This is a genomic window from Nostoc sp. C117, from assembly GCF_043099735.1.
Taxonomy (GTDB): Bacteria; Cyanobacteriota; Cyanobacteriia; order Cyanobacteriales; family Nostocaceae; genus Nostoc.
This window is the reverse complement of record NZ_CP170991.1, coordinates 4507719-4528342: the sequence shown is the minus strand read 5'-3', so window position 1 is coordinate 4528342 and position 20624 is coordinate 4507719. Positions and strand designations below refer to the sequence as shown.

The following is a 20624-nucleotide window of genomic DNA, read 5'->3' as shown; positions in this document are numbered from 1 at the left end:
AGCTAATAATCACTGTATAAATATTGAGTTTAGCGATCGCTCCATTCAACCTACAAATTATGATGAATAATGAACTGAACTTCAAAGTGCGATCGCAATGACTGATAAAGAACTCAAACATCTAATTGAGAGCAATGCAAAAACAGTCCAAGCTATGTTAGATGAAATCGCTGAAGCACGCCAGGAACGTCAAGAACTCCGAGAAGGAATGCTCCAAATCCAGAATGCAATGGCACAATTAACCAACATACAAGATAAAATAACCAACTTACTAATTTCTGTTGATGGCGATCGCCCCACAATTCTTAAAAAACTCTCAGCATTAGAAACGAAGCTCGATCGCCTATTGCAGGAAAATCCAACAGATGAGTTAAGCTAAACATTCATCTTTGTACCTCTACTTAGTATTTAGTACGAAAATCTACTCCAAAATTCCCACCAAAATTTTGACTATTTCTACCAAATCATCCGGCAAAGTATACGATGTAATATCCCGTGTAATGGTGTGTATATTCTGCTCCAAAGTCCCAAAGATCCAGACATCGCCCATCGTCACAACACCATACACGATATTTGGCGCGTCTTCCAACATTGACAGCGCAATCATTTCTACTGCTAACTGGGTAAATCCCCGTGTCAAGTCATCCCGTTTTGCTTCAACCACAACTAAGTTGTGTTCCGATTGAATAAAATAGTCGAGATTCCCTTGAAGTAAATTATTTACTTTCAAGGGGTACTCAATCCGCAGCAGTCGCTTACAAGTAACCGCTACCTTACTTAAGACTGGTGCAACCAAAATTTCCCTTTTGGCGGTTTCACTACTCAGGGTAACGTAGGGAATAGTATCTTCAAGTTGTTGTTGAAGTTGATCGAGTCCCTGTAGTTGATTACTCGTTCTCGGAAGTTGCAACCGCTTACGGATAAAAGCATAGTCAAACTCTGCTAAAACTTCATCTGTATCGCTTGCAAATTCAAAGTATGAACGAAATGAGTAATTCCCATCCGGTTGGAGAATTTTTGGTTTTGACATTACCGCCTCATACTGTATTTTCTCAATCCACTACTATATAAGTAGCAGTCAGTATGGCAATATAGCTGAATTAAGCTGTTACGGATTTAACTGATGACTGATAACTGTTGACTGTTGACTGATGACTGATAACCATCGACCCTCCTCAACTGTCAACTGTCAACCGTCAACGATTATAAAGAGTGTTTATATAATTTAGATGCATATCAGCTTATTCCTGGTATTTATTCTTGAACTGTTCGCGCTTAGACATGCTAATGCGACATTTATTTTTCTTAAACAGTCGATAATGTAAATAATTGTAAAAAATCCTCAGGCAGGAAAGAAGCATCCATGCGTGTAATTTTAATGACTGGTAAAGGCGGCGTGGGTAAAACATCCGTTGCTGCTGCAACTGGACTCCGTTGTGCAGAATTAGGCTATCAGACGTTGGTTTTAAGCACAGATCCCGCTCATTCCCTCGCAGACAGTTTTGATATGGAAATGGGACATGCACCCCGAAAAATTCGCCCAAATTTGTGGGGTGCAGAATTAGATGCACTGCAAGAATTAGAAGGAAACTGGGGTGCTGTGAAACGTTACATCACTCAAGTTTTACAAGCAAGGGGTTTAGACGGAGTACAAGCGGAAGAATTGGCCATATTACCAGGTATGGATGAGATTTTTGGCTTGGTAAGGATGAAACGCCACTACGATGAAGGTGAGTTTGATGTCTTAATTATCGACTCAGCTCCCACAGGCACAGCACTGCGCTTGCTGAGTTTACCTGAAGTCGGTGGCTGGTATATGCGCCGTTTTTACAAACCATTTCAGAATATCTCGGTGGCACTTCGGCCTTTAGTTGAACCTTTTTTTAGACCGATCGCTGGTTTTTCGCTACCAGATAAAGAAGTAATGGATGCGCCTTACGAGTTTTATGAACAAATCGAAGCCCTGGAAAAAGTATTAACAGACAATACTCAAACCTCAGTACGTCTGGTAACTAATCCCGAAAAGATGGTGATAAAAGAGTCTCTTCGCGCCCATGCTTATTTGAGTTTATATAATGTTGCTACAGATTTAGTTGTGGCTAATCGCATCATTCCGCGTGAAGTCCAAGACCCATTTTTTCAACGTTGGAAAGAAAGTCAGGAGCAGTATCGCCAGGAAATTCATGATAATTTCCACCCTTTACCTGTGAAAGAAGTTCCGCTATTTTCTGAAGAAATGTGCGGATTAGCTTCATTAGAACGCCTGAAGGAAACTCTTTATAAAGATGAAGATCCAACTCAGGTTTATTACAAAGAAACAACTATTAGAGTTGTGCAAGAGGATAACCAATACAGCTTAGAACTTTACTTACCTGGTATTCCTAAAGACCAAGTTCAACTCAGTAAAACCGGAGACGAATTAAACATTACTATTGGCAACCATCGTCGTAATTTAGTTTTGCCACAAGCCTTAGCAGCACTACAACCAGCAGGTGCAAAGATGGAAGATGACTATCTAAAAATCCGCTTTAGTGACAACATCAGAGTTTAATTTTCTTCCTCGGCGAATATTCGAGTTCGAGTCAAAATAATCTTTTCTTGTAGTTAGTACAGACGCAATTCTTTTAGCGTCTTTTTTTATATATTTTTGGTGAATTTTTATCAAAAAACAATAAAATCTTCGGTAGTAATTGCCCGTAGTTTTACTGAAGACAAATTGATTAAAGAAATTTAAGAATATCATTAGATCTAATTATATCTGTTTGCGAATTATTAATTGAAGATATTATCAGCAATGACCTCCAACCCTGAACCAGATCTACCTTCGTATCACCATGAAGAAAGTTTACTACACCGGATTACAAATCGTATCCGACGAAGCTTAGAATTAGAAGAGATTATCACAGTCACAACTGCAGAGGTGCGATCGCTACTGCAAACTGATAGAGTGATGATTTATAAATTTCATACCGATGGTAGTGGTCAGGTCATTGCTGAGTCAATTTATAACAATAATTTACCGTCCCTACTGGGACTAAATTTTCCTGCTGATGATATTCCAGATGCCGCCCGTGAACTATTTATTAATTCACGGGTGCGCTCTGTTGTCAATGTTGATACTCAAGAGATTGGTCATAGTCCGCTCCGTGACTTGGAAAATGGAAAAACGATCTCAGAGGAAATCTCTTACCGGACTGTAGACTCCTGCCATATTGAATATTTGACGGCAATGGGGGTAAAGTCTACTGTTGTCGCTCCGATTCTCCATCAAAATGAACTCTGGGGGCTACTGGTATCTCATAATTCTGAGGCGCGTTTGATTTCAGAATCTGAACTAGAAGCATTACAAATAGTAGTCGATCAACTATCAGTGGCGATCGCTCAGAGTACCCTTCTGACTCAAGTTCGCAAAACAGGGGAACGAGAAGCTATTATTAATCGCATTGCCACCTTACTACATTCATTACCAACAATTGTATTACAGCCAGCCCTAGAAGCCGCTGTTGCTGCCTTTGCTGGCGTTGGTGGTAGGCTTTGCATTAGAAATGCAGCTTTTGATTTTCACAATGGCAATGTTAGCAGCTTAACAGAATGCTTAATCCCCGGAAATAGTTGCGTCAAGCTTTATACCTGCGGACAGCAACCAGTGATGCCAGAACAAAGTATATATCCACTTATAGAGCAGCATAGCGTTTGGCAGGAACACTACAAATCCGCTCAAGAATATGATGTTTGGCCGATTTTAGATATATATCAAACTCCTGGCTGGCGAAGTTTGCAACTTGCTTTTGAACCAACTCAAATTCGCAGTGTGTTAATAATCCCACTCCAGTATCGTCAGCAGTTGGTTGGCTACTTAAGTATTTTCCGCAACGAGATAGATACAGAAACTCTATGGGCAGGACAGTATGATAGCGATCGCAGACAACTATATCCCCGGCAATCCTTTGAGGCTTGGCGGGAATTGAAAAAAGCACAAGTGCAGCAATGGACAACCGAAGATATTGAACTAGCTAGAAATCTCGGTAAACACTTTGCTTCCGCAGTTCAGCAGTATGAATTATACCAGCAAGTACAAGTCTTCAATGAAAACTTAGAACATCAAGTTAAAAGACGGACAATTGAACTACACCGAACAGCAGAACAACAACAGGCTGTGTTTAAAGTTATTGCCGAGATTCGGGAATCTTTGGATACAGATACTATTTTTCAGACAACAACTAAAGAAGTTTGTCAACTAATTAAAGCCGATCGCGTTTCTGTTTATCGTTTCGATGCTGATTGGGGTGGTGAATTTGTCGGGGATTTCGAGGCTGCTAATCCATACTGGTTGAATGAGTCCGGATTAGGTATTAATACAATTTGGAATGATACCTACTTACAAGACACACAAGGAGGACGGTATCGCAACCATGAAACATTTGCAGTCGATGACATCTACAAAATGGGGTTTACTCAGTGTCACATCGACAATCTAGAGCAGTTTCAAATTCACGCTTTTGTACTTGCTCCGATCTTTGTTGGGCAAAAACTTTGGGGTTTACTGGCAACTTATCAACACACTAATTCCCGTCAGTGGAAACCTACTGAAGTCAACTTTCTCAGTCAGATTGCAGCTCAAATGGGGGTAGCGCTCCAGCAAGCTCAATTACTCACTCAGACACGAGAACAAGCGTTAGATTTGCAAAAAGCAGCAGAACAACAGCGAGTATTGTTTGAAGTTGTCGCCAAAATTCGGGAATCTCTGGATTTAGATGCAATTTTTCAGACAACTACTCAAGAAATCTGTAAATCACTACAAGCGGATCGAGTTGCAGTCTACCGCTTCCAGCCTGATTGGAGTGGTGAATACATTGCTGAGTTTGTGGGTGAAGGTTGGGTAAAAGTAGTAAATTCTGATCTCAACAAAGTTTGGCAAGATACCTATTTGCAGGAAACCAAAGGTGGGCGATATCGTCACAATGAAACCTTCGCCGTCAATGACATCTATCAAGCTGGCCATTCTGAGTGCCACATTAGAGGTCTAGAGCAAATTCAAGCAAAAGCTTATGCCATTGCACCGATATTTATTGGACAACAACTCTGGGGTTTATTAGCAGCTTATCAAAACTCTGCACCGCGTCACTGGGAAACCTCAGAAATTCAATTCCTGGCTCAAATTGCTAATCAGCTTGGGGTTGGACTCCAACAAGCTCAATTGCATAATCAGACTAAGGAGCAGACAGAAAAACTAGTTACAGCTTTGCATGATTTAAAGCAAACTCAGACTCAACTCATCCAGACTGAAAAAATGTCTTCATTGGGTCAGCTAGTAGCTGGTGTTGCCCACGAAATCAATAACCCAGTGAACTTTATTTATGGCAATATTAATCATGTCAGCGAATATGCCCAAGATTTACTCGGTATATTAGACCTGTATTTGCAAAACTGTCCTAACCCCAACCCAGAAATTCGCGATCGCGCCGAAGAAATTGACTTAGAATTTTTAACTGAGGATTTGCCCAAAACTCTATCCTCTATGAAAATTGGCATAGATCGCATCCGTCAAATTGTCTTAGGTTTACGGAATTTTTCCCGCCTTGACCAAGCAGAAAAAAAGCCAGTTAATATTCACGAAGGTATTGATAGCACCTTATTAATTTTGCAACATCGCTTGAAAGCAAAACCAGAAAGTCCGGCGATTAAATTAGTCAAAGAGTACACAGAACTTCCCTTAGTAGAATGCTATGCAGGCCCACTGAATCAGGTATTTATGAATGTTTTAAGCAATGCGATCGATGCTCTAGAAGATTATCACGAGTCTAAATCAAAATTTCACAGTAATCAAATTACTATTCGTACTGCTGTTGGCAAGATAGAAGGCAATATAAAAAGTGTAATAATTCGTATTGCAGACAATGGTCCAGGAATACCCGAAGACCTAAAGGCAAGAATCTGTGACCCATTTTTCACTACTAAACCAGTAGGAAAAGGCACTGGATTAGGGTTATCAATTAGTTACCAAATTATTGTCGATAAACATGGTGGTGTATTTAAATGTGATTCTCAGCCAGGTTTAGGCACAGAATTTTGGATTGAAATTCCGATTAAACAAAACACCAAATCGCACAATCAACGCCTCTAGGTTGAGGCATAAAATTGATTAGTTTGATATACACAATTGAGATTGCTAGAGCCTCAATATCAAAAGAACGAATTTTATTTCTCAAGATAGATGATTTAAATTTAAAAACCTATCTTAGGACAAATAGAATAAAACTCAACTTAGGCTATAAAATATCTAAACAACTAAAAATCACTTTACTAACAGTAAATATATGTTTAGTATACTTTGGGGCATTGTTGTTTTACTATTTGCTTTTTGGGCATTAGGATTGGCACTTCATATTGCTGGAAATTTAATTCATGCGGTATTGCTATTAGCTATTGGACTTGCTATCTACAATTTTCTCAAAGGACGTGATGTATAAATGAATAATTCAAGAAATATTTTCTGAATCGGTTTTCTCTGTTTGTAGACTATTGGGAGATTGACCTTCAGCTTTTATAGTAGCTGGCGATCTTCAGCCACTATAATTTGTATTTGTTTCACCACTAGTAGTCTGTCAATAAATAATTGATGGATAAATTGCCTGTAGAGATGGCGATTTATCGCGTCTCTTTAACCGTCAAAATGAATTTGACAGACCACTAGTACAGCACGGCGGAAATAACCACCCATTCCAAATCAATGAAACCCTTACGCTGCATTCATTTTGAATTTTGAATTCACGGGGGTACTAGTGTTTATATGCATAGTTGCTCCTGCGTGCCGTCAGTCAGACAAAACTGTTTATTCTGAATAGAAATAGTTACTAGTAAATCCAATAAATTTTAACTTCTCAGTTGTACAGGCATAGCTAAATAAGTCATTTTCAAACCGCCCAGTGGCGTAAAAATCACTGGAGTTAAACTTTGATTCAAATGCATTTGAATTTCTGAAGAAGGTAACTCTTTCAATCCTTCCATCAAATACTTAATGTTAAAAGCAATTTCTATATTTTCCCCAGAAATCTTCGCCGCCATTGATTCTCTACCACTCCCGACATCTTGAGCTTCACAAGATAAGGTAATTTCTTGGGCTTCGCTATCAATACTTAGCTTCACAATATTATTTTTCTGATCTGCTAGCACCGCAATCCGCTCTAAAGTACTGACGAATTGTCGCCGTTCAATTGTTACTTGGCGCTCAAATTGACGCGGAATCAATTGTCGATAGGCGGGATATTGTCCTTCTAATGTGCGACTAGTCAAGCGTTGATTTTGCCATGCAAACACAACTTGACCTTGATCGAAATATAAAGCTACAGGTTCATCAGATGAGGCACTATGAGCTAACATTCGTTGTAGTTCGCGTAATGCTTTAGCTGGTACTGTGACTTCTACTTCACTAGTTCCGCCTAGAGGACGTTCATTGCTAGTTTCTACCACTGCTAGGCGATGTCCATCGGTAGCGGCAAATTCTAAAGTATCTTGTTTAACTGTTAAATGCACTCCCGTTAGTACTTGTTTGGTTTCATCAGCACTGGTAGCAAATAATGAACCCCGTAATCCCTCAATTAATGCAGCGGTGGTGAGGTGGATTACTTCTGTATTTTCAATTACAGGTAGTTCAGGAAATTCTTCAGGCCCCATTGCTCGGACTTGGTAATGTCCACTCTTCGGTGTGAGTGTCACAATTAAACCTTCGCCGCCAGATGTTGCACCTCTGAGCGCTGATTCATCGTCTAAAGTGATTTTGCCCTCTGGAAGACGAGAGGTGATGTCTACAAGTAATTTAGCAGGAAGTGCGATCGCTCCTCCTTCCCATACCTCAGCATTAAAACTGGTGCGGATACCCAAGCTCAAATCAAAAGCTGTTAAACTTACCTGGTTAGTTTCAGCATCCGCTTGGAGCAACACATTGGCAAGTACCGGATGAGTCGGTCGTGAAGGTACAGCACGACTGACGAGGGAGAGATTTGTACTGAGGTCGCTTTGGGAGCAAACTAATTTCATAAGTCAGATTCAGCTGGTGAAAGATATCCTAACATCCTTATTGTTGATACGCGAATGGCAAGATACAGCAATTCGTAAGGTAGCACAGTTAGCTATGCTACCTTTATTCAGCAGTTAAACCGCAATAAAATCGGTAGCAGAAATCAAATATAAGTTCCGGTTGTGGTAATACTGAGGCTGCCTAAGTTGCCAGTTGCTGAAGTAACAGTGGGGCTAAATTGGTTTTGAGCAGCATCTAGATCTTTAACGGTCAGTATGTCTGTGGCGATAAGGTTGGGTGTACTATTATCTTGGTTGACGGAAGTGGAGGCTCTACCTGTGATGGTAGCAATCCGCTAAAGTTATTGCGCGATGGCAGTTTCGATAAACGCAAAATCACGTAAATCGGAAGTTTTAGCAACTCTGAGCCAATATTCAGTAGTAATTCCAAAGACAAACTATAGTAGTGACGGGTGGTTATAGTTATGAATGCTTTTCACTTAAAGGGGGAAGGAAAAAAGGAAAGGGTTTAAATATAAAGGAAAGAGGTTTGGAAAGGGTTTTTGCGCTAATCCTTTGTATTTTGGCAAAATTGAAATGTTTTCAATACCCTCGCCTTCAAAAATCAAATGATATAAAGTGGCTACAACCCTTTGATAGATCGTCAGATACAGGTTACGATAATCCATCAATTAGAGGAATATCTTGAAGCAAAGCGCGATTAAGCGTGTTGCAACTTAGAAATTACCCAAATTTCAGTTTGGGCAGATTTTTTGGGAGGTTATTACTCTACCTAATCAATTGTTATTTTTTTTAGTTACAGAAAACTTTCGACTCAGTAAATTAAGTTATCGAGCCTTGAATAAACTATTATTTACACCTAAATCTTTGAAATTTATGGCTTTTGTCCTACCGCTGATCGTGTGGTGGGGATACAAAGAAGTACAAAACCAATTTGTACAGCCGCAAGCAGTCATAGTGTTGGGTGGTTCAACTAGACGTTTAGAGCGAGAGAAGTTTACCGCAGAATTCGTCCGCCAGCATCCAAATATACCAATTTGGATTAGCGGAGGTAGTCCACCTAAATTCACCCGACGAGTGTTTACCAAAGCTGGTGTTGATCCAAAACGTTTACACTTGGATTATGAAGCCGTAGATACTGTTACCAATTTTACTACTTTGGTGGATGATTTGCAAGCTCGCGGAATCAAGAGTGTTTATTTAATTACTTCAGACTTCCATATGCGGCGGGCTTGTGTGATTGGCGAAATTATTTTGGGTAGTCGGGGTATTGACTTAAAACCAGTGCCAGTTCCTTCCGAAAAACCCCCTGAATCTATCGAAAAATCTGTTCGTGATGGAGCTAGAGCCATAATCTGGTTAGCAACTGGTTACACTGGTGTGGATGCAGCGAAAAATAAACGGTGAATTATTGTGTTGGGATCTTCCACGATCCCGAACTAACTCGATTCAATACAGGTAACCTAGAGAATTAATGTCATAATTATTGGCATTATTAATTAAGTAAAATTTGATATTTTAGCACTAATCTCAATATAGCTATTTTATAGCACTGGGACTGTTTAACAATTAGAGAAAAAAATGCCCCAATTTTACCCACAATTTGATACCCTAGCTTAAACAGATTTGAGTAAAGTTAAAGCGTGGAAATTCAACTTGGGCGGGGAAAAACAGCTCGCAGAGCTTACGGAATAGATGAAATTGCTCTAGCCCCTGGTAATAGAACACTAGACCCTAGTTTGGCAGATACTAAGTGGCGTATTGGCAATATTGAGCGAGAAATCCCGATAATTGCTAGTGCAATGGATGGCGTAGTAGATGTTCGTATGGCTGTACGTTTGTCACAGTTAGGAGCATTAGGTGTCCTCAATTTAGAGGGTATTCAAACTCGCTATGCTGACCCAGAGCCAATATTAGATCGGATTGCCTCTGTGGGGAAAGATGAATTTGTTGCCCTGATGCAAGAACTCTATGCCGAACCAATAAAGCCAGAATTAATTGAACAACGTATTCAGGAAATTAAACAACAAGGTGGCATTGCCGCAGTGAGTGCGACTCCAGCCGGTGCAAGCAAATATGGTGAGGCGGTGGCCAAAGCTGGGGCAGATTTATTTTTTGTACAGGCTACGGTAGTTTCGACAGCACATTTGTCACCAGAGTCTTTAGTACCACTTGATTTAGCAGAATTTTGCCGTTCCATGCCCATCCCCGTGGTGTTGGGGAATTGCGTAACTTACGAAGTTACCTTGAATTTGTTGAAAGCTGGGGCGGCTGGGGTACTAGTGGGAATTGGACCTGGTGCGGCTTGTACGTCTCGTGGGGTGTTGGGTGTGGGTGTACCCCAAGCAACTGCGATCGCTGATTGTGCTGCAGCACGTGATGATTACTACAAGGAAACTGGTAACTATATCCCCATCATCGCTGATGGCGGTTTAATCACTGGTGGCGACATTTGTAAATGCATCGCCTGTGGTGCCGATGGTGTAATGATTGGTTCACCCTTTGCTAGAGCCTCTGAAGCCCCAGGACGAGGTTATCACTGGGGTATGGCTACTCCCAGCCCAGTTTTGCCACGAGGCACCCGCATTCGCGTTGCCACCACTGGTAGCCTAGAGCAAATACTCATTGGTCCAGCAGGACTAGATGATGGCACTCACAATCTTTTAGGAGCCTTAAAGACCAGTATGGGCACATTGGGAGCCAAAAATATTAAAGAAATGCAACAAGTAGAAGTTGTGATTGCTCCTTCCCTATTAACTGAGGGCAAAGTTTACCAAAAAGCTCAACAATTAGGGATGGGGAAATAGTAATTGGGGATAAGGGATAAGGGATGAGGGAGATGGGGAGAACAAGGGGACAAGGAGATAAAGAAAACTCGTAACTCTTAACTCAGCACTCCCAATGCCCAATCCCCAACATCAAATTCTTAAATAAATTTTTCAGGCCCCTAAACAATTCCTGGAAAAATCCTATATGTCGCCTACAATAGAGATAGCGGAGACGCATGTTTCCGTTCACTCCTCACACCACACTCCGCCCGGACTACTGTTCGGGCGGTTCCTTATGTTTATAAATAAATTCTAGAGCTTCTTTGCAAATGTACATCCTCGCACTTCCAAGCTGAGGTTTTTGCTATGGTAGAATTTTCACCAAGCTCAGATATTATTGGCGAAGGTTTTAGGCATGTCAGCAGCCGCACAAGTTACAGATTCTAGTTTCAAGCAAGAAGTACTCGACAGCGAAGTACCCGTCTTAGTTGACTTTTGGGCACCCTGGTGCGGACCATGCCGTATGGTAGCTCCTGTTGTCGATGAAATCTCCGAACAGTACAAAGGCCAAATCAAGGTGGTTAAAGTCAACACGGATGAAAATCCTAATGTTGCCAGTCAGTACGGCATCCGCAGCATTCCCACATTAATGATTTTTAAGGGTGGACAAAAAGTGGATATGGTTGTTGGCGCCGTGCCTAAAACTACATTAGCTTCCACTCTCGAAAAGCATCTTTGAAACTCAATCGGCAATAAAATGCTTTTGAGTTATCCATTTTGTTGGAACTTTAAGTTAATTTTTATAAACAAGTTTGAGAGGTACAAATTTCCAATCTCTCAAGCTTGTTTACATTTGTATACAGGTTCACAATATTTTTAGGAGTTTTCTACCTCAAAAACAACTCCTAATTTTCTCATTACCAATTTCTCCCCCTAGCGCTACCAACAGAAAATCCAAAAGCTAAGTCACATAGCTTGCCTAAGAGAAAAGTATCCTCTGAATTCAAAATCAACTATTTATTTGAAGAAATAGACAAGGAGACAAGGTTAAAACTTTGGGCTTTGTAAAGTGGGCGAAATAATTCTTGTCTTATGGAGAAGGTAAAAAGCTATTTGAGATTTATTGTAGGCGACGTGTTTATCCCTTTTCCTTTTTTCCTCTTGTTTATCAGGGTTTACTCACAACTTAATGGCAATGCGAATCAGTTTGCTAGAACCGTACAAGAAGCTTAAAATAAGCAATGGGAATGATAAGCGTGTTCAAAAAAAGCAACCCTGATGTATTTCTAATTAAGTTCCACAAATGTTGAAGTAGCGATATATTTTGATAATCTATTTCCCATAAATCAACTATTCGTTGTTGAATCTATGAAGTCTTATTTAGCCGCCGCTATTCAATTAACCAGTGTGCCCGATCTACAAAAAAATTTGGCACAGGCAGAAGAATTAATAGATCTTGCCGTGCGTCAAGGTGCTGAATTGGTAGGTTTGCCAGAAAATTTTTCCTATATGGGAGAAGAAAAAGACAGACTCGCGCAAGGGGATGCGATCGCTATTGAAAGTGAAAAATTTCTCAAAAAAATGGCTCAGCGCTTTCAAATTACCATCTTGGGCGGCAGCTTTCCACTTCCAGTAGACAATACAGGCAAAGTTTATAATACCACTCTACTCATCGATCCTAGCGGTCAAGAACTTGCTCGCTACTACAAAGTACACTTATTTGATGTTGATGTCCCTGACGGCAATACCTATCGTGAATCCAACACTGTTGTAGCTGGTACACAACTACCTCCCGTCTATTTTTCCGAAAAACTGGGTAATTTAGGACTTTCTATTTGTTACGATGTCCGCTTCCCGGAACTGTATCGTCATCTGGCAGATAAGGGAGCTGATGTTATCTTTATTCCCGCCGCCTTTACCGCCTTTACAGGCAAAGACCATTGGCAAGTATTACTACAAGCCAGAGCCATCGAGAATACCGCCTACGTCATTGCTCCTGCTCAAACAGGCAATAACTACGCTCGCCGTCTAACCCACGGACACGCCGTCATTATCGACCCTTGGGGCGTAATTTTAGCCGATGCTGGAGAAAAACCGGGAATAGCGATCGCTGAAATCAAACCCACTAGGCTCGAACAAGTACGCCGTCAAATGCCGTCTTTACAGCATCGGGTGTTTTAGGGATTGGGGATTGGGGATTGGGGACTGGGGACTGGGGACTGGGGGGAAGAGTTTTCGCAGTACCAAATATCCCATACACCTAAATCAAATAAAAAACCGGGTGACTTTAATGCCACCCGGTTTACTTAACTCAATATTACAATTGTCACTTTTCTCAAAGCATAGGAGTGGTTTCGCTCCTATTTGTAAATTAAAGAAATTGGGAATTAGAAAGATTCTAGTAAACGGCTATCTTACCCAGTCCCTAGTCCCCAATCCCCAGTCCCTTTTATTTATTAAACTTTCGCAGCTGCTTTGGTAACAACGTTGAGTTCACCTTTAGCATACTTAGCAGCAAAATCTTCTAAGGAAATTTGCTTAATCTTGCTGGCGTTGCCAGCTGTGCCAAATTGCTGATAGCGTTCCGCACAAACCTTCTGCATGTATGTAATAGAAGGTTTGAGGAAGTGACGGGGGTCAAATTCCTCTGGTTTTTTAGCTAAAGCTTCACGTACAGCAGCAGTAATAGCCAAACGGTTGTCGGTGTCGATGTTTACTTTGCGTACACCACTCTTAATACCTTTTTGGATTTCTTCTACAGGTACACCGTAGGTTTCAGGAATTGCACCACCGTACTGGTTAATCAGTGCCAGCAAATCTTCAGGTACAGAAGAAGAACCGTGCATTACCAAGTGGGTGTTAGGCAGACGACGATGAATTTCTTCAATACGGCTGATGGCTAAAATTTCGCCAGTTGGTTTGCGGGTAAACTTGTAAGCACCGTGGCTTGTGCCAATGGCAACTGCCAAAGCATCTACTTGGGTTGCTTCTACGAAGTCAACGGCTTCATCGGGGTCGGTTAGCAGTTGGGAGTGGTCGAGTGTACCTTCAAACCCGTGACCATCTTCAGCTTCACCAGCACCAGTTTCTAGAGAACCCAAACAACCGAGTTCACCTTCAACGCTGACACCCAAAGCATGAGCTACGTTTACAACTTCGCGGGTAACATTGACGTTGTACTCGAAGCTAGCGGGGGTTTTCGCATCAGCTTCCAAAGAACCATCCATCATCACGCTAGTGAAGTTGTTCTTAATTGCTGAATAGCAGGTAGCAGGTGCATTCCCATGATCTTGGTGCATGACAATGGGAATATGAGGATAGGTTTCTACTGCTGCCAAAATCAGGTGGCGCAAGAAGTTTTCTCCTGCATAAGCACGAGCGCCACGAGAAGCTTGCAAAATTACGGGGCTATCTGTTTCGACAGCAGCTTTCAGGATTGCCTGAATCTGCTCCAAATTGTTAACGTTGAAAGCCGGGATGCCGTAACCGTTTTCAGCTGCGTGATCCAACAGCAACCGTAGTGGTACAAGCGCCATAGATAGTCCTCCTAGTGTGGTTGTCAGTTAGTCGGTGTGAGAGAAGCGTACTAATTACGCTAAATCTTAAGAGTTTTTTCAACTTATAGGAAATTATAACTAGTGTGGTGTGTCTATGTTTAAAAACTTTAAGGCATAGTTACCATAAATATGTCCTATACTTCCCCTACACTGCTGTACCATCAGCTACCCTAAGGCTAAGGGGTTTGGTAGCGCTGTATCCTAAATCGTTAATTGAAGGCGATCGCCCTCCTAACTATTTTGCCAAAGCGCGATCGCCTCAGCTAAAAGGTGCTAGTTTCTCGACAAATGCTTCGTGTTCGGAAGATTGCAAGCCTGTTTGTAAAATAGTTAACACTGACTGCATATTCCCCGCTAATAACTCTGCAACCGCTAACCACAACCCTGGAAAAATTTGACTTCGCAGAATTCCGTTACTATCGCAAGCCAACTCTAGATACTCACCCTGTTCCAAATAGAACCAAGTCAATTTGCGATCGAGTACTTGCCAGACGATATATTCTTTGACACCATTGCGACGATAGGCTTGTTCTTTGGCGTGGAGGTCGATGGCGACACTACTAGCGGCAATTTCGACAATTAACTCTGGTGCGCCTTCGATATAATCATCGTCACTCAGCCTTGCTTGACCCCCTGCTTCTGGGTTAATCAGAAGTACGGCATCTGGTTGAGGTTCGTTATCTAAGTCTAGGCGCACAGTGGGTTCAACTGCTGACGCTACACCTGGTGTAGCAGCTTCATAAGTACCAAGCCATCCCAGAATCCAACCGTGCGGTTGACCGTGACTTCTAAAACGCACAGCAGCAAATGTGTAGACAATTCCTTCAATCAATTCGGCTTTTTTCAAGTTAGGCATAGCGTTGTAGCGCCGCTCAAATTCATAACGGTTGAGTTTGTCGCCATTTTCTAACAAGGGAATTGTCCGATGCTGTGAAGGTGTTTTTACCATAATGGTGGTATTTTGGTTTAGCCTAAGCTTATCCTACCGAATTGGGGAAATTTCTTGTGTGTTGGGCGATCGCTCTGACCGCAATTAATCAACAAATGGGTAGATGTGGCCTTTGTGTTATTTGCTCAAAAAGCGATCGCCTCTCTAATATTTTGATAAAGAAAAAGGGCGATCGCAGTTTTATGAAACCGCGATCGCCTATATGACTCTCTAATCAAATAATCATGAACTGCTAAACAAGTGATCGCCATTTTTTTATGAAAGCTGTTTAAAGAGCGATCGCATTGCGTGGAGTTGGCAATCACCCCTGTGATTTTTTCAGAAAATTAATACTTACGCAAAACTAAATACTGTAGGGACAATTCATGAATTGCCCCTACGTAAAATTAGGGTTTAGGTTTCCCTTAGCTTATACTACTCCGGTGAAAATGACGGGCAGATTGAGGTTATTACCTGTGCTGACATCGCTATATGTTTTACCATCCGATATCAGCTTGTATTTCGTGTTAGCCTGTAGACCTGGCCTGTCGTTCCATTGGTTGATAGTTGCTGTTTGAGCAGATTTATCAATTGTCCCTAAACCACTTCCAAGCTTAGTATTCGTTCCGTGTTTATACACTGAAATAGTACTCAAGCCTAAGCCTAACAAAGCTTGGCTGTAACTCATTGACCAAGTGTAATCCGCTCCGAGAGTTGCAATTATGTCATATACATTTTTAGGGTATTCTATTTCTGCTGTGCGGGTAACTGTGTCGATTTTTAAAACCTTACCAACTTCCATCTCATCGCCAGCTGCAACCCAATAGTAGGGAGTGGGAGTAAATAAGTGATTCAGATTGGGTCCGGCTTGTGTAACATAAGTCCCATACCCTGACATTCCAATACCTACTGAAAATTTATTGTCAGGTATGTTGTCCAAGTCAGTTATGACGAGTGTTCCTTTATTGCTTGAATCACCTGTTGGCGTACTCAAGCCTGGCGCTCCATTTTCGTAGCCGAAAGTGGTTGAATTTTGGGTGTCTAGGTTTGCATCTTGGGCTCCTCCTGCCTCGAAAATTATCCCTGGCTGGAGTTTGCCAGTATCACTCCAGACAAAGTTGTAGTTTATATACCAAGTGAACTTGATATAATCGTTCGGCTTGATTTTATAAGGGCTGGCAAACCAAGCAAGTGAGAATATTTCTGAGGTTATATCTGGTAACTTTTGGTAGACATAGAAAACCCAATTACGACCAGATTGATTCACACATTTTAAAGTGTAGCGCTGGCCTGCATTAGCCACATCTTGAGGTTCATAACTGATATGTATTGCCATTTTATTTTCTCCGTGTTTACGTCGTGTGCAGCCAAGGCAAAGGTATCTAAATTCTGGATACTTTTCCCAGAAAAGGTTACATAAAATCATCAGCATAAATAGTAAATAGCTGAAACTTTATCTGGTATTGAGTTTAAAAATAAGATGTGTTTACCTTGTACACTTTTAAAACGATTTTCTAGAATAAAATCTGATTTTTTTGACTTTTAACCTTTTTTTTTAAATTGGGTAAAAGGAGAGTTTGTATCAATAAGCGAAAATAGTTGTGAAAGCTTTACTATCTAAATATTTTGCCGATCGAACTTATCTCAATAGGCTTGGGTTAAGGTCTAATGGCAAAAATTTTGGGTTTTAGAGACGCGATAAATCGCCGTCTCTACAAGTATTTTGGTCTTATATGAACTGTATTAGAACTTATCTCATAAATATTTAGATAACAAAAAAGGGCGATCGCAGTTTATTAAAACTGTAATCACCCTTATGACTCTCTAATCAAATAATCATGAATTGCTAAAAAGAACGATCGCGCTTTATACAATCAAAAAGAAGCGATCGCTTCTCTAATTATCGAACAGAATAGAGGCGTCAGTCGTCAGAATTCAGTTGGGTATTCTGTATGACTGGCGGATAGCGAAACGGAAAGCGAGTCTTCTCCCAAGGGGAGACGCTTTAGCGCAACGAGCATCTGAATAATCGGCGTTTTTGCACCCCCACCAAATTGAACATTTGGTGGTCTTCAATCAGTCGCAAAAATCAAATAGGAGTCCTATAGTATAATTTTGCAGATACTAGAAAACTAGATTGAAAAATTCTTGTGCCAAAGTCGGCTTAAGAATTTCATTCACCGAGATAAGGTCGAGGGAACAGGCAACAGGCAACGGGCAAAGCGTAAAGATTTTTGATGAGATGCCCAAAATAAGAGTTGCCTGTTTGTTCCCTCGACCACTACGAAGGGTCAGAAGCCCTGCCCTGAATGGGCGATTGTGTTGTCCGGAGTTTAAATCCACAGCACTTCACCTGCCCTGTAAAACGATCGCCTCTTCCCTATTGCCTTTAACTGTCTTACTCTTAAGACGATCGCCAAAGTCAATTTCGGAATTTTTTGAGTTACAGGCTTTTTTCCTAACTCGATCCAACCAAACAAACCAGTCTTAAGCCCGATAACCGTTTCGCAGCATAGCTTGCAGCCGTTTCAAAGCCTCTTTCACTTCCCCGTGGCTAGGGTAGAGCAATTGCTGACTCAAGGCACTTCGATAAGCCTCTATAGCCTCGAAATCATCTCCCAATCCCTCTAATGCTCTCCCCTGCCAGTAATAAGCAGTAGCTGGGTCAAAGTCAATCAATTGTTGAGCTTGTAAATAAGCTTCTTCCCAATACCGCCGACTAGTCGTATCGTTTATCAGCACTCGATAACTCTCCCCAAGCCAAATCAACCCACGTACAGATTGCAGACAAACAGTTTTTTCTGGGAAGAACTGCCATCCTTGCACCAAGGCCTCTACAGCCTCGCTGTGTTTAAGAGCTAATGCCAATACCTGCCCATGATAAAACCAAGCATCAGGTAACTGGGGCTGAAGTTGTGTCCCTTGCAGAGAGATACTACACCCCCGCTCTACATCTTGAAAACTTTCCACTAGTACGCGCCCCGCCGTCGCCCAAACACTCCAGCGCTCAGGAAAACGCTCAAGCATCTCCTCTACTAAAGGATGTAGTTCATTCAATCGTCCCGCAGCAGGTAAAATCTCACATAACGCCCGATAGATTTCACAATCATTTGGATAAAGACGATAAGCTTTGAGCATCGCTTCAGCTGCTGCTTGGTTTTCTGCTGTGTCAAACAAGCATCGTCCATAGTAGTACCAACCACTAAAATTATTTGGGTGTTTCTCAGTAAACTCTGCTAACACTTTGACTCCTTGCGCCCAATCTCCTCGGAAAATGTGATAGTATGCCAGCGATTTGTGGAACTCAGCTGCATTTGGAGCTTGTTGCAGAGCAGAGCTAATGATTTTTTTAGTCTGCTTGCCCTCCTCACCTAATACCAATCTCATTCTGCAACGTTCATCCAACTGTCGTTCGATTACCCGCAAATCATCAGGAGCTAACTCGATGATTCTGCTCAATCTCTGCCGAGCTTCCTGAAAGTCCCCTACTGCTATTAGCGTGTCATAGCTGTGAATTAAGGCAACAATATCATCTTGATTGAGTGACAAGACTGCATCAAAAGCTTGCAAAGCTGCAATAGTATTCTCTTTTGCCATCTGCACCTGTCCCAAAGCTAGCCAGTGAACTACTTTATCGGGTTCTAAGGAAGCTGCTATCTTAAAAGCGTTTGTTGCTGCCTGAGTGTCACCTCTACAGACTTCAATCAATCCATTTATATGCTGCCGAGTCGCTTCATTGTGGGATAAGGGCAAGGCATTCTCATAAACCTCTATTGCCTCTGTCTCTCGTCCCATCAGTTCTAAGATTTTCCCTAGTTGTAGCCGGATATCAATCAATTGAGGCTGGCGCTCAATCAGTTGGTAATATTCCTCAACCGCCTGCTGCCAACTTCCCATTTCGTATAATAGTTCAGCCAATTCCAGGCGTTTTTTCCATCCTTGGGGATATTTCTGCACGTACTTAGTTAAAGTTTTGAGTTTCTGGTCTTGTCTAGTCGGCTTTTGATCTAAAACTAGATGAACATTCATCTCCACACCAGAGGGTTGGGAGAACTGTACCAAGAATGTGGCAAGGTTGTTAGACATATAGTAGTTAGTTTGTAATTTATTTGTTCGACAAGGCTTTGGGTGGCGATCGCCACTTGCCAATCTGATATGGTTGTTTTATCAGTTTTTGATTCTTCTGGCGTCGGAATCACCGATTTAAAGCTGGATTGGAAGGAATCTAAAGAAGTGTTATGTTCCCCCGCCAGATACTTGTTCAACTGTTTTTGCAAAATGGCTCGTGCCTTTTGAACTCGTTTGTAAACGTTATCTTCGGAAAGAAGGAGTTGGTTGGCAATATCTTTGTATGACTTATCTTTGCAACAACGTAGAATAAAACAATCCCGGAGTTTGGGAGGCAAAGCTTCGATCGCTTCGTAGAGGAATGCTCTCATCTCACGACGGCAAATGTCTGACTCAGGAGATTCGATACTGCAAGTCAATGCCATCTCATCTCCAAATTTAATGTCTTCAATGTTTTCAATGCTTTGCTCGCTTCGCTGGCGTTTTCGATGTATATCCATGCAGAGATTATGAATCAGTCGCGTCAACCAAGCTTTAGGATTGGTGATTTTGTCGGCATAGTCTGGCCATTTCTTCCAAGCTTTCAGCATAGCTAGACTCAGAGAATCTTCGGCATCATTGCGATCGCCTCCCATCCACTGAAGACAGCGACTGTAATGATAATCTCGATATTGTTGCCATAACTGCCAAAAGTCTGTACCTAGACCTAGCCCGTCGTCACGCTTAGATATGAAATTTTCAAGACAGACATCGGGTTGAGGCGTTTGTCTCAAGCAAATTGTCTCTTCTAATACGTTATACAAAACATTTGTATGAGGAATTTTATGGACGATCGACACATCAAGCAGATGTAAGCCTGCATCATTAAGTTGGAAGCTCTGAGAATGATTAATCATAGGTAAAATTTACTTTCTATTGTTTAATCTGAAGGATAACTATCTTCAATATCCGCAGGTTTGAATTGTACTGACAATCCAGTTACATCCAAACATTTAGACATCTGAAGATTTATTTAAGAGATATTTTTTAGGATTATACTGTTTTAAATTTAGTTGTTATTTTCCGAAAATGAAACCTATAAATCTCATAACTATTTCATATAGTTTTACTAAACCTCATATTTAATTTTTGGTTGCATTTTAATCAATTGCTAAAATTACTCGCCCTTGTTCATTGATTTTTGAATAGATTATTTTGAGCGATCGCCTTCTGTGGAGTGTTTCTCTAAAAATATCCATCATCCGCTTAAACAGATAGGAGTCTATC

17 protein-coding genes are annotated in these 20624 nt (G+C 41.3%); 8 read left to right on the top strand and 9 right to left on the bottom strand.

Annotation, left to right across the window (positions count from 1 at the left end):
- Positions 1-97 precede the first annotated feature (97 nt).
- Positions 98-379, top strand: a complete 282-nt coding sequence (locus ACFG4S_RS19635) for a hypothetical protein (RefSeq protein ID WP_392530709.1) — start codon at positions 98-100, stop codon at positions 377-379.
- A 42-nt stretch (positions 380-421) separates the two neighbouring features.
- Here ACFG4S_RS19635 and ACFG4S_RS19630 read toward each other — a convergent pair whose 3' ends face one another.
- Entirely contained in the window at positions 422-1030 is a 609-nt protein-coding gene (locus tag ACFG4S_RS19630; protein WP_392530708.1) for a hypothetical protein, read from the bottom strand.
- 333 nt (positions 1031-1363) lie between these two features.
- Here ACFG4S_RS19630 and ACFG4S_RS19625 point away from each other — a divergent pair, with 333 nt between their 5' ends.
- The 3 genes from ACFG4S_RS19625 to ACFG4S_RS19615 all read left to right on the top strand — a co-directional run bounded on the left by ACFG4S_RS19625 (position 1364) and on the right by ACFG4S_RS19615 (position 6470).
- Positions 1364-2551: a TRC40/GET3/ArsA family transport-energizing ATPase gene (locus tag ACFG4S_RS19625; RefSeq protein WP_392530707.1), complete on the top strand. Its 1188-nt coding sequence runs from the start codon at positions 1364-1366 to the stop codon at positions 2549-2551.
- A 243-nt stretch (positions 2552-2794) separates the two neighbouring features.
- Positions 2795-6124, top strand: a complete 3330-nt coding sequence (locus ACFG4S_RS19620) for a GAF domain-containing protein (RefSeq protein WP_392530706.1) — start codon at positions 2795-2797, stop codon at positions 6122-6124.
- Between the two features lie 193 nt (positions 6125-6317).
- The gene (locus ACFG4S_RS19615) at positions 6318-6470 is read left to right on the top strand and encodes a lmo0937 family membrane protein (protein ID WP_392530705.1); all 153 of its coding nucleotides are present in this window, start codon (positions 6318-6320) and stop codon (positions 6468-6470) included.
- 403 nt (positions 6471-6873) lie between these two features.
- Here the strand turns inward: ACFG4S_RS19615 and dnaN are convergent, their stop codons facing one another.
- Entirely contained in the window at positions 6874-8037 is a 1164-nt protein-coding gene (dnaN, locus tag ACFG4S_RS19610) for a DNA polymerase III subunit beta (RefSeq protein WP_392530704.1), read from the bottom strand.
- A 143-nt stretch (positions 8038-8180) separates the two neighbouring features.
- Complete coding sequence (locus ACFG4S_RS19605) at positions 8181-8291, bottom strand: VCBS domain-containing protein (protein ID WP_392536026.1); 111 nt, start codon at positions 8289-8291, stop codon at positions 8181-8183.
- 622 nt (positions 8292-8913) lie between these two features.
- Here ACFG4S_RS19605 and ACFG4S_RS19600 point away from each other — a divergent pair.
- The 4 genes from ACFG4S_RS19600 to ACFG4S_RS19585 all read left to right on the top strand — a co-directional run bounded on the left by ACFG4S_RS19600 (position 8914) and on the right by ACFG4S_RS19585 (position 12986).
- Complete coding sequence (locus tag ACFG4S_RS19600) at positions 8914-9444, top strand: YdcF family protein (RefSeq protein WP_392530703.1); 531 nt, start codon at positions 8914-8916, stop codon at positions 9442-9444.
- Between the two features lie 236 nt (positions 9445-9680).
- Positions 9681-10844, top strand: a complete 1164-nt coding sequence (locus ACFG4S_RS19595; RefSeq protein WP_392530702.1) for a GuaB3 family IMP dehydrogenase-related protein — start codon at positions 9681-9683, stop codon at positions 10842-10844.
- A 376-nt stretch (positions 10845-11220) separates the two neighbouring features.
- Positions 11221-11544, top strand: a complete 324-nt coding sequence (trxA, locus tag ACFG4S_RS19590; RefSeq protein WP_392530701.1) for a thioredoxin — start codon at positions 11221-11223, stop codon at positions 11542-11544.
- Positions 11545-12173: 629 nt separating this feature from the next.
- Positions 12174-12986, top strand: a complete 813-nt coding sequence (locus ACFG4S_RS19585) for a carbon-nitrogen hydrolase family protein (RefSeq protein ID WP_392530700.1) — start codon at positions 12174-12176, stop codon at positions 12984-12986.
- Positions 12987-13261: 275 nt separating this feature from the next.
- Here the strand turns inward: ACFG4S_RS19585 and fba are convergent, their stop codons facing one another.
- From fba to ACFG4S_RS19555, 6 genes are all read right to left on the bottom strand, one after another.
- Entirely contained in the window at positions 13262-14341 is a 1080-nt protein-coding gene (fba, locus tag ACFG4S_RS19580; RefSeq protein ID WP_094346179.1) for a class II fructose-bisphosphate aldolase, read from the bottom strand.
- Positions 14342-14621: 280 nt separating this feature from the next.
- The gene (locus ACFG4S_RS19575; RefSeq protein WP_392530699.1) at positions 14622-15311 is read right to left on the bottom strand and encodes a Uma2 family endonuclease; all 690 of its coding nucleotides are present in this window, start codon (positions 15309-15311) and stop codon (positions 14622-14624) included.
- A gap of 125 nt (positions 15312-15436) precedes the next feature.
- Positions 15437-15616: a hypothetical protein gene (locus ACFG4S_RS19570; protein WP_392530698.1), complete on the bottom strand. Its 180-nt coding sequence runs from the start codon at positions 15614-15616 to the stop codon at positions 15437-15439.
- A gap of 104 nt (positions 15617-15720) precedes the next feature.
- The gene (locus ACFG4S_RS19565) at positions 15721-16626 is read right to left on the bottom strand and encodes a hypothetical protein (RefSeq protein ID WP_392530697.1); all 906 of its coding nucleotides are present in this window, start codon (positions 16624-16626) and stop codon (positions 15721-15723) included.
- Positions 16627-17777: 1151 nt separating this feature from the next.
- Positions 17778-19376, bottom strand: coding sequence for a tetratricopeptide repeat protein (locus ACFG4S_RS19560; protein WP_392530696.1), 1599 nt, complete (start codon positions 19374-19376; stop codon positions 17778-17780).
- Positions 19316-20254, bottom strand: coding sequence for an RNA polymerase sigma factor (locus ACFG4S_RS19555; protein ID WP_392530695.1), 939 nt, complete (start codon positions 20252-20254; stop codon positions 19316-19318). Before ACFG4S_RS19555 ends, ACFG4S_RS19560 begins: the two co-directional genes overlap by 61 nt.
- Between the last annotated feature and the right edge of the window lie 370 nt (positions 20255-20624).

Bases quoted from the DNA above. Each gene is read 5' to 3' on its own strand.
- ACFG4S_RS19635 (WP_392530709.1), top strand. From the start codon at position 98: ATGACTGATAAAGAACTCAAACATCTAATTGAGAGCAATGCAAAAACA.
- ACFG4S_RS19630 (WP_392530708.1), bottom strand. From the start codon at position 1,030: ATGTCAAAACCAAAAATTCTCCAACCGGATGGGAATTACTCATTTCGT.
- ACFG4S_RS19625 (WP_392530707.1), top strand. From the start codon at position 1,364: ATGCGTGTAATTTTAATGACTGGTAAAGGCGGCGTGGGTAAAACATCC.
- ACFG4S_RS19620 (WP_392530706.1), top strand. From the start codon at position 2,795: ATGACCTCCAACCCTGAACCAGATCTACCTTCGTATCACCATGAAGAA.
- ACFG4S_RS19615 (WP_392530705.1), top strand. From the start codon at position 6,318: ATGTTTAGTATACTTTGGGGCATTGTTGTTTTACTATTTGCTTTTTGG.
- dnaN (WP_392530704.1), bottom strand. From the start codon at position 8,037: ATGAAATTAGTTTGCTCCCAAAGCGACCTCAGTACAAATCTCTCCCTC.
- ACFG4S_RS19600 (WP_392530703.1), top strand. From the start codon at position 8,914: ATGGCTTTTGTCCTACCGCTGATCGTGTGGTGGGGATACAAAGAAGTA.
- trxA (WP_392530701.1), top strand. From the start codon at position 11,221: ATGTCAGCAGCCGCACAAGTTACAGATTCTAGTTTCAAGCAAGAAGTA.
- ACFG4S_RS19585 (WP_392530700.1), top strand. From the start codon at position 12,174: ATGAAGTCTTATTTAGCCGCCGCTATTCAATTAACCAGTGTGCCCGAT.
- fba (WP_094346179.1), bottom strand. From the start codon at position 14,341: ATGGCGCTTGTACCACTACGGTTGCTGTTGGATCACGCAGCTGAAAAC.
- ACFG4S_RS19575 (WP_392530699.1), bottom strand. From the start codon at position 15,311: ATGGTAAAAACACCTTCACAGCATCGGACAATTCCCTTGTTAGAAAAT.
- ACFG4S_RS19565 (WP_392530697.1), bottom strand. From the start codon at position 16,626: ATGGCAATACATATCAGTTATGAACCTCAAGATGTGGCTAATGCAGGC.
- ACFG4S_RS19560 (WP_392530696.1), bottom strand. From the start codon at position 19,376: ATGTCTAACAACCTTGCCACATTCTTGGTACAGTTCTCCCAACCCTCT.
- ACFG4S_RS19555 (WP_392530695.1), bottom strand. From the start codon at position 20,254: ATGATTAATCATTCTCAGAGCTTCCAACTTAATGATGCAGGCTTACAT.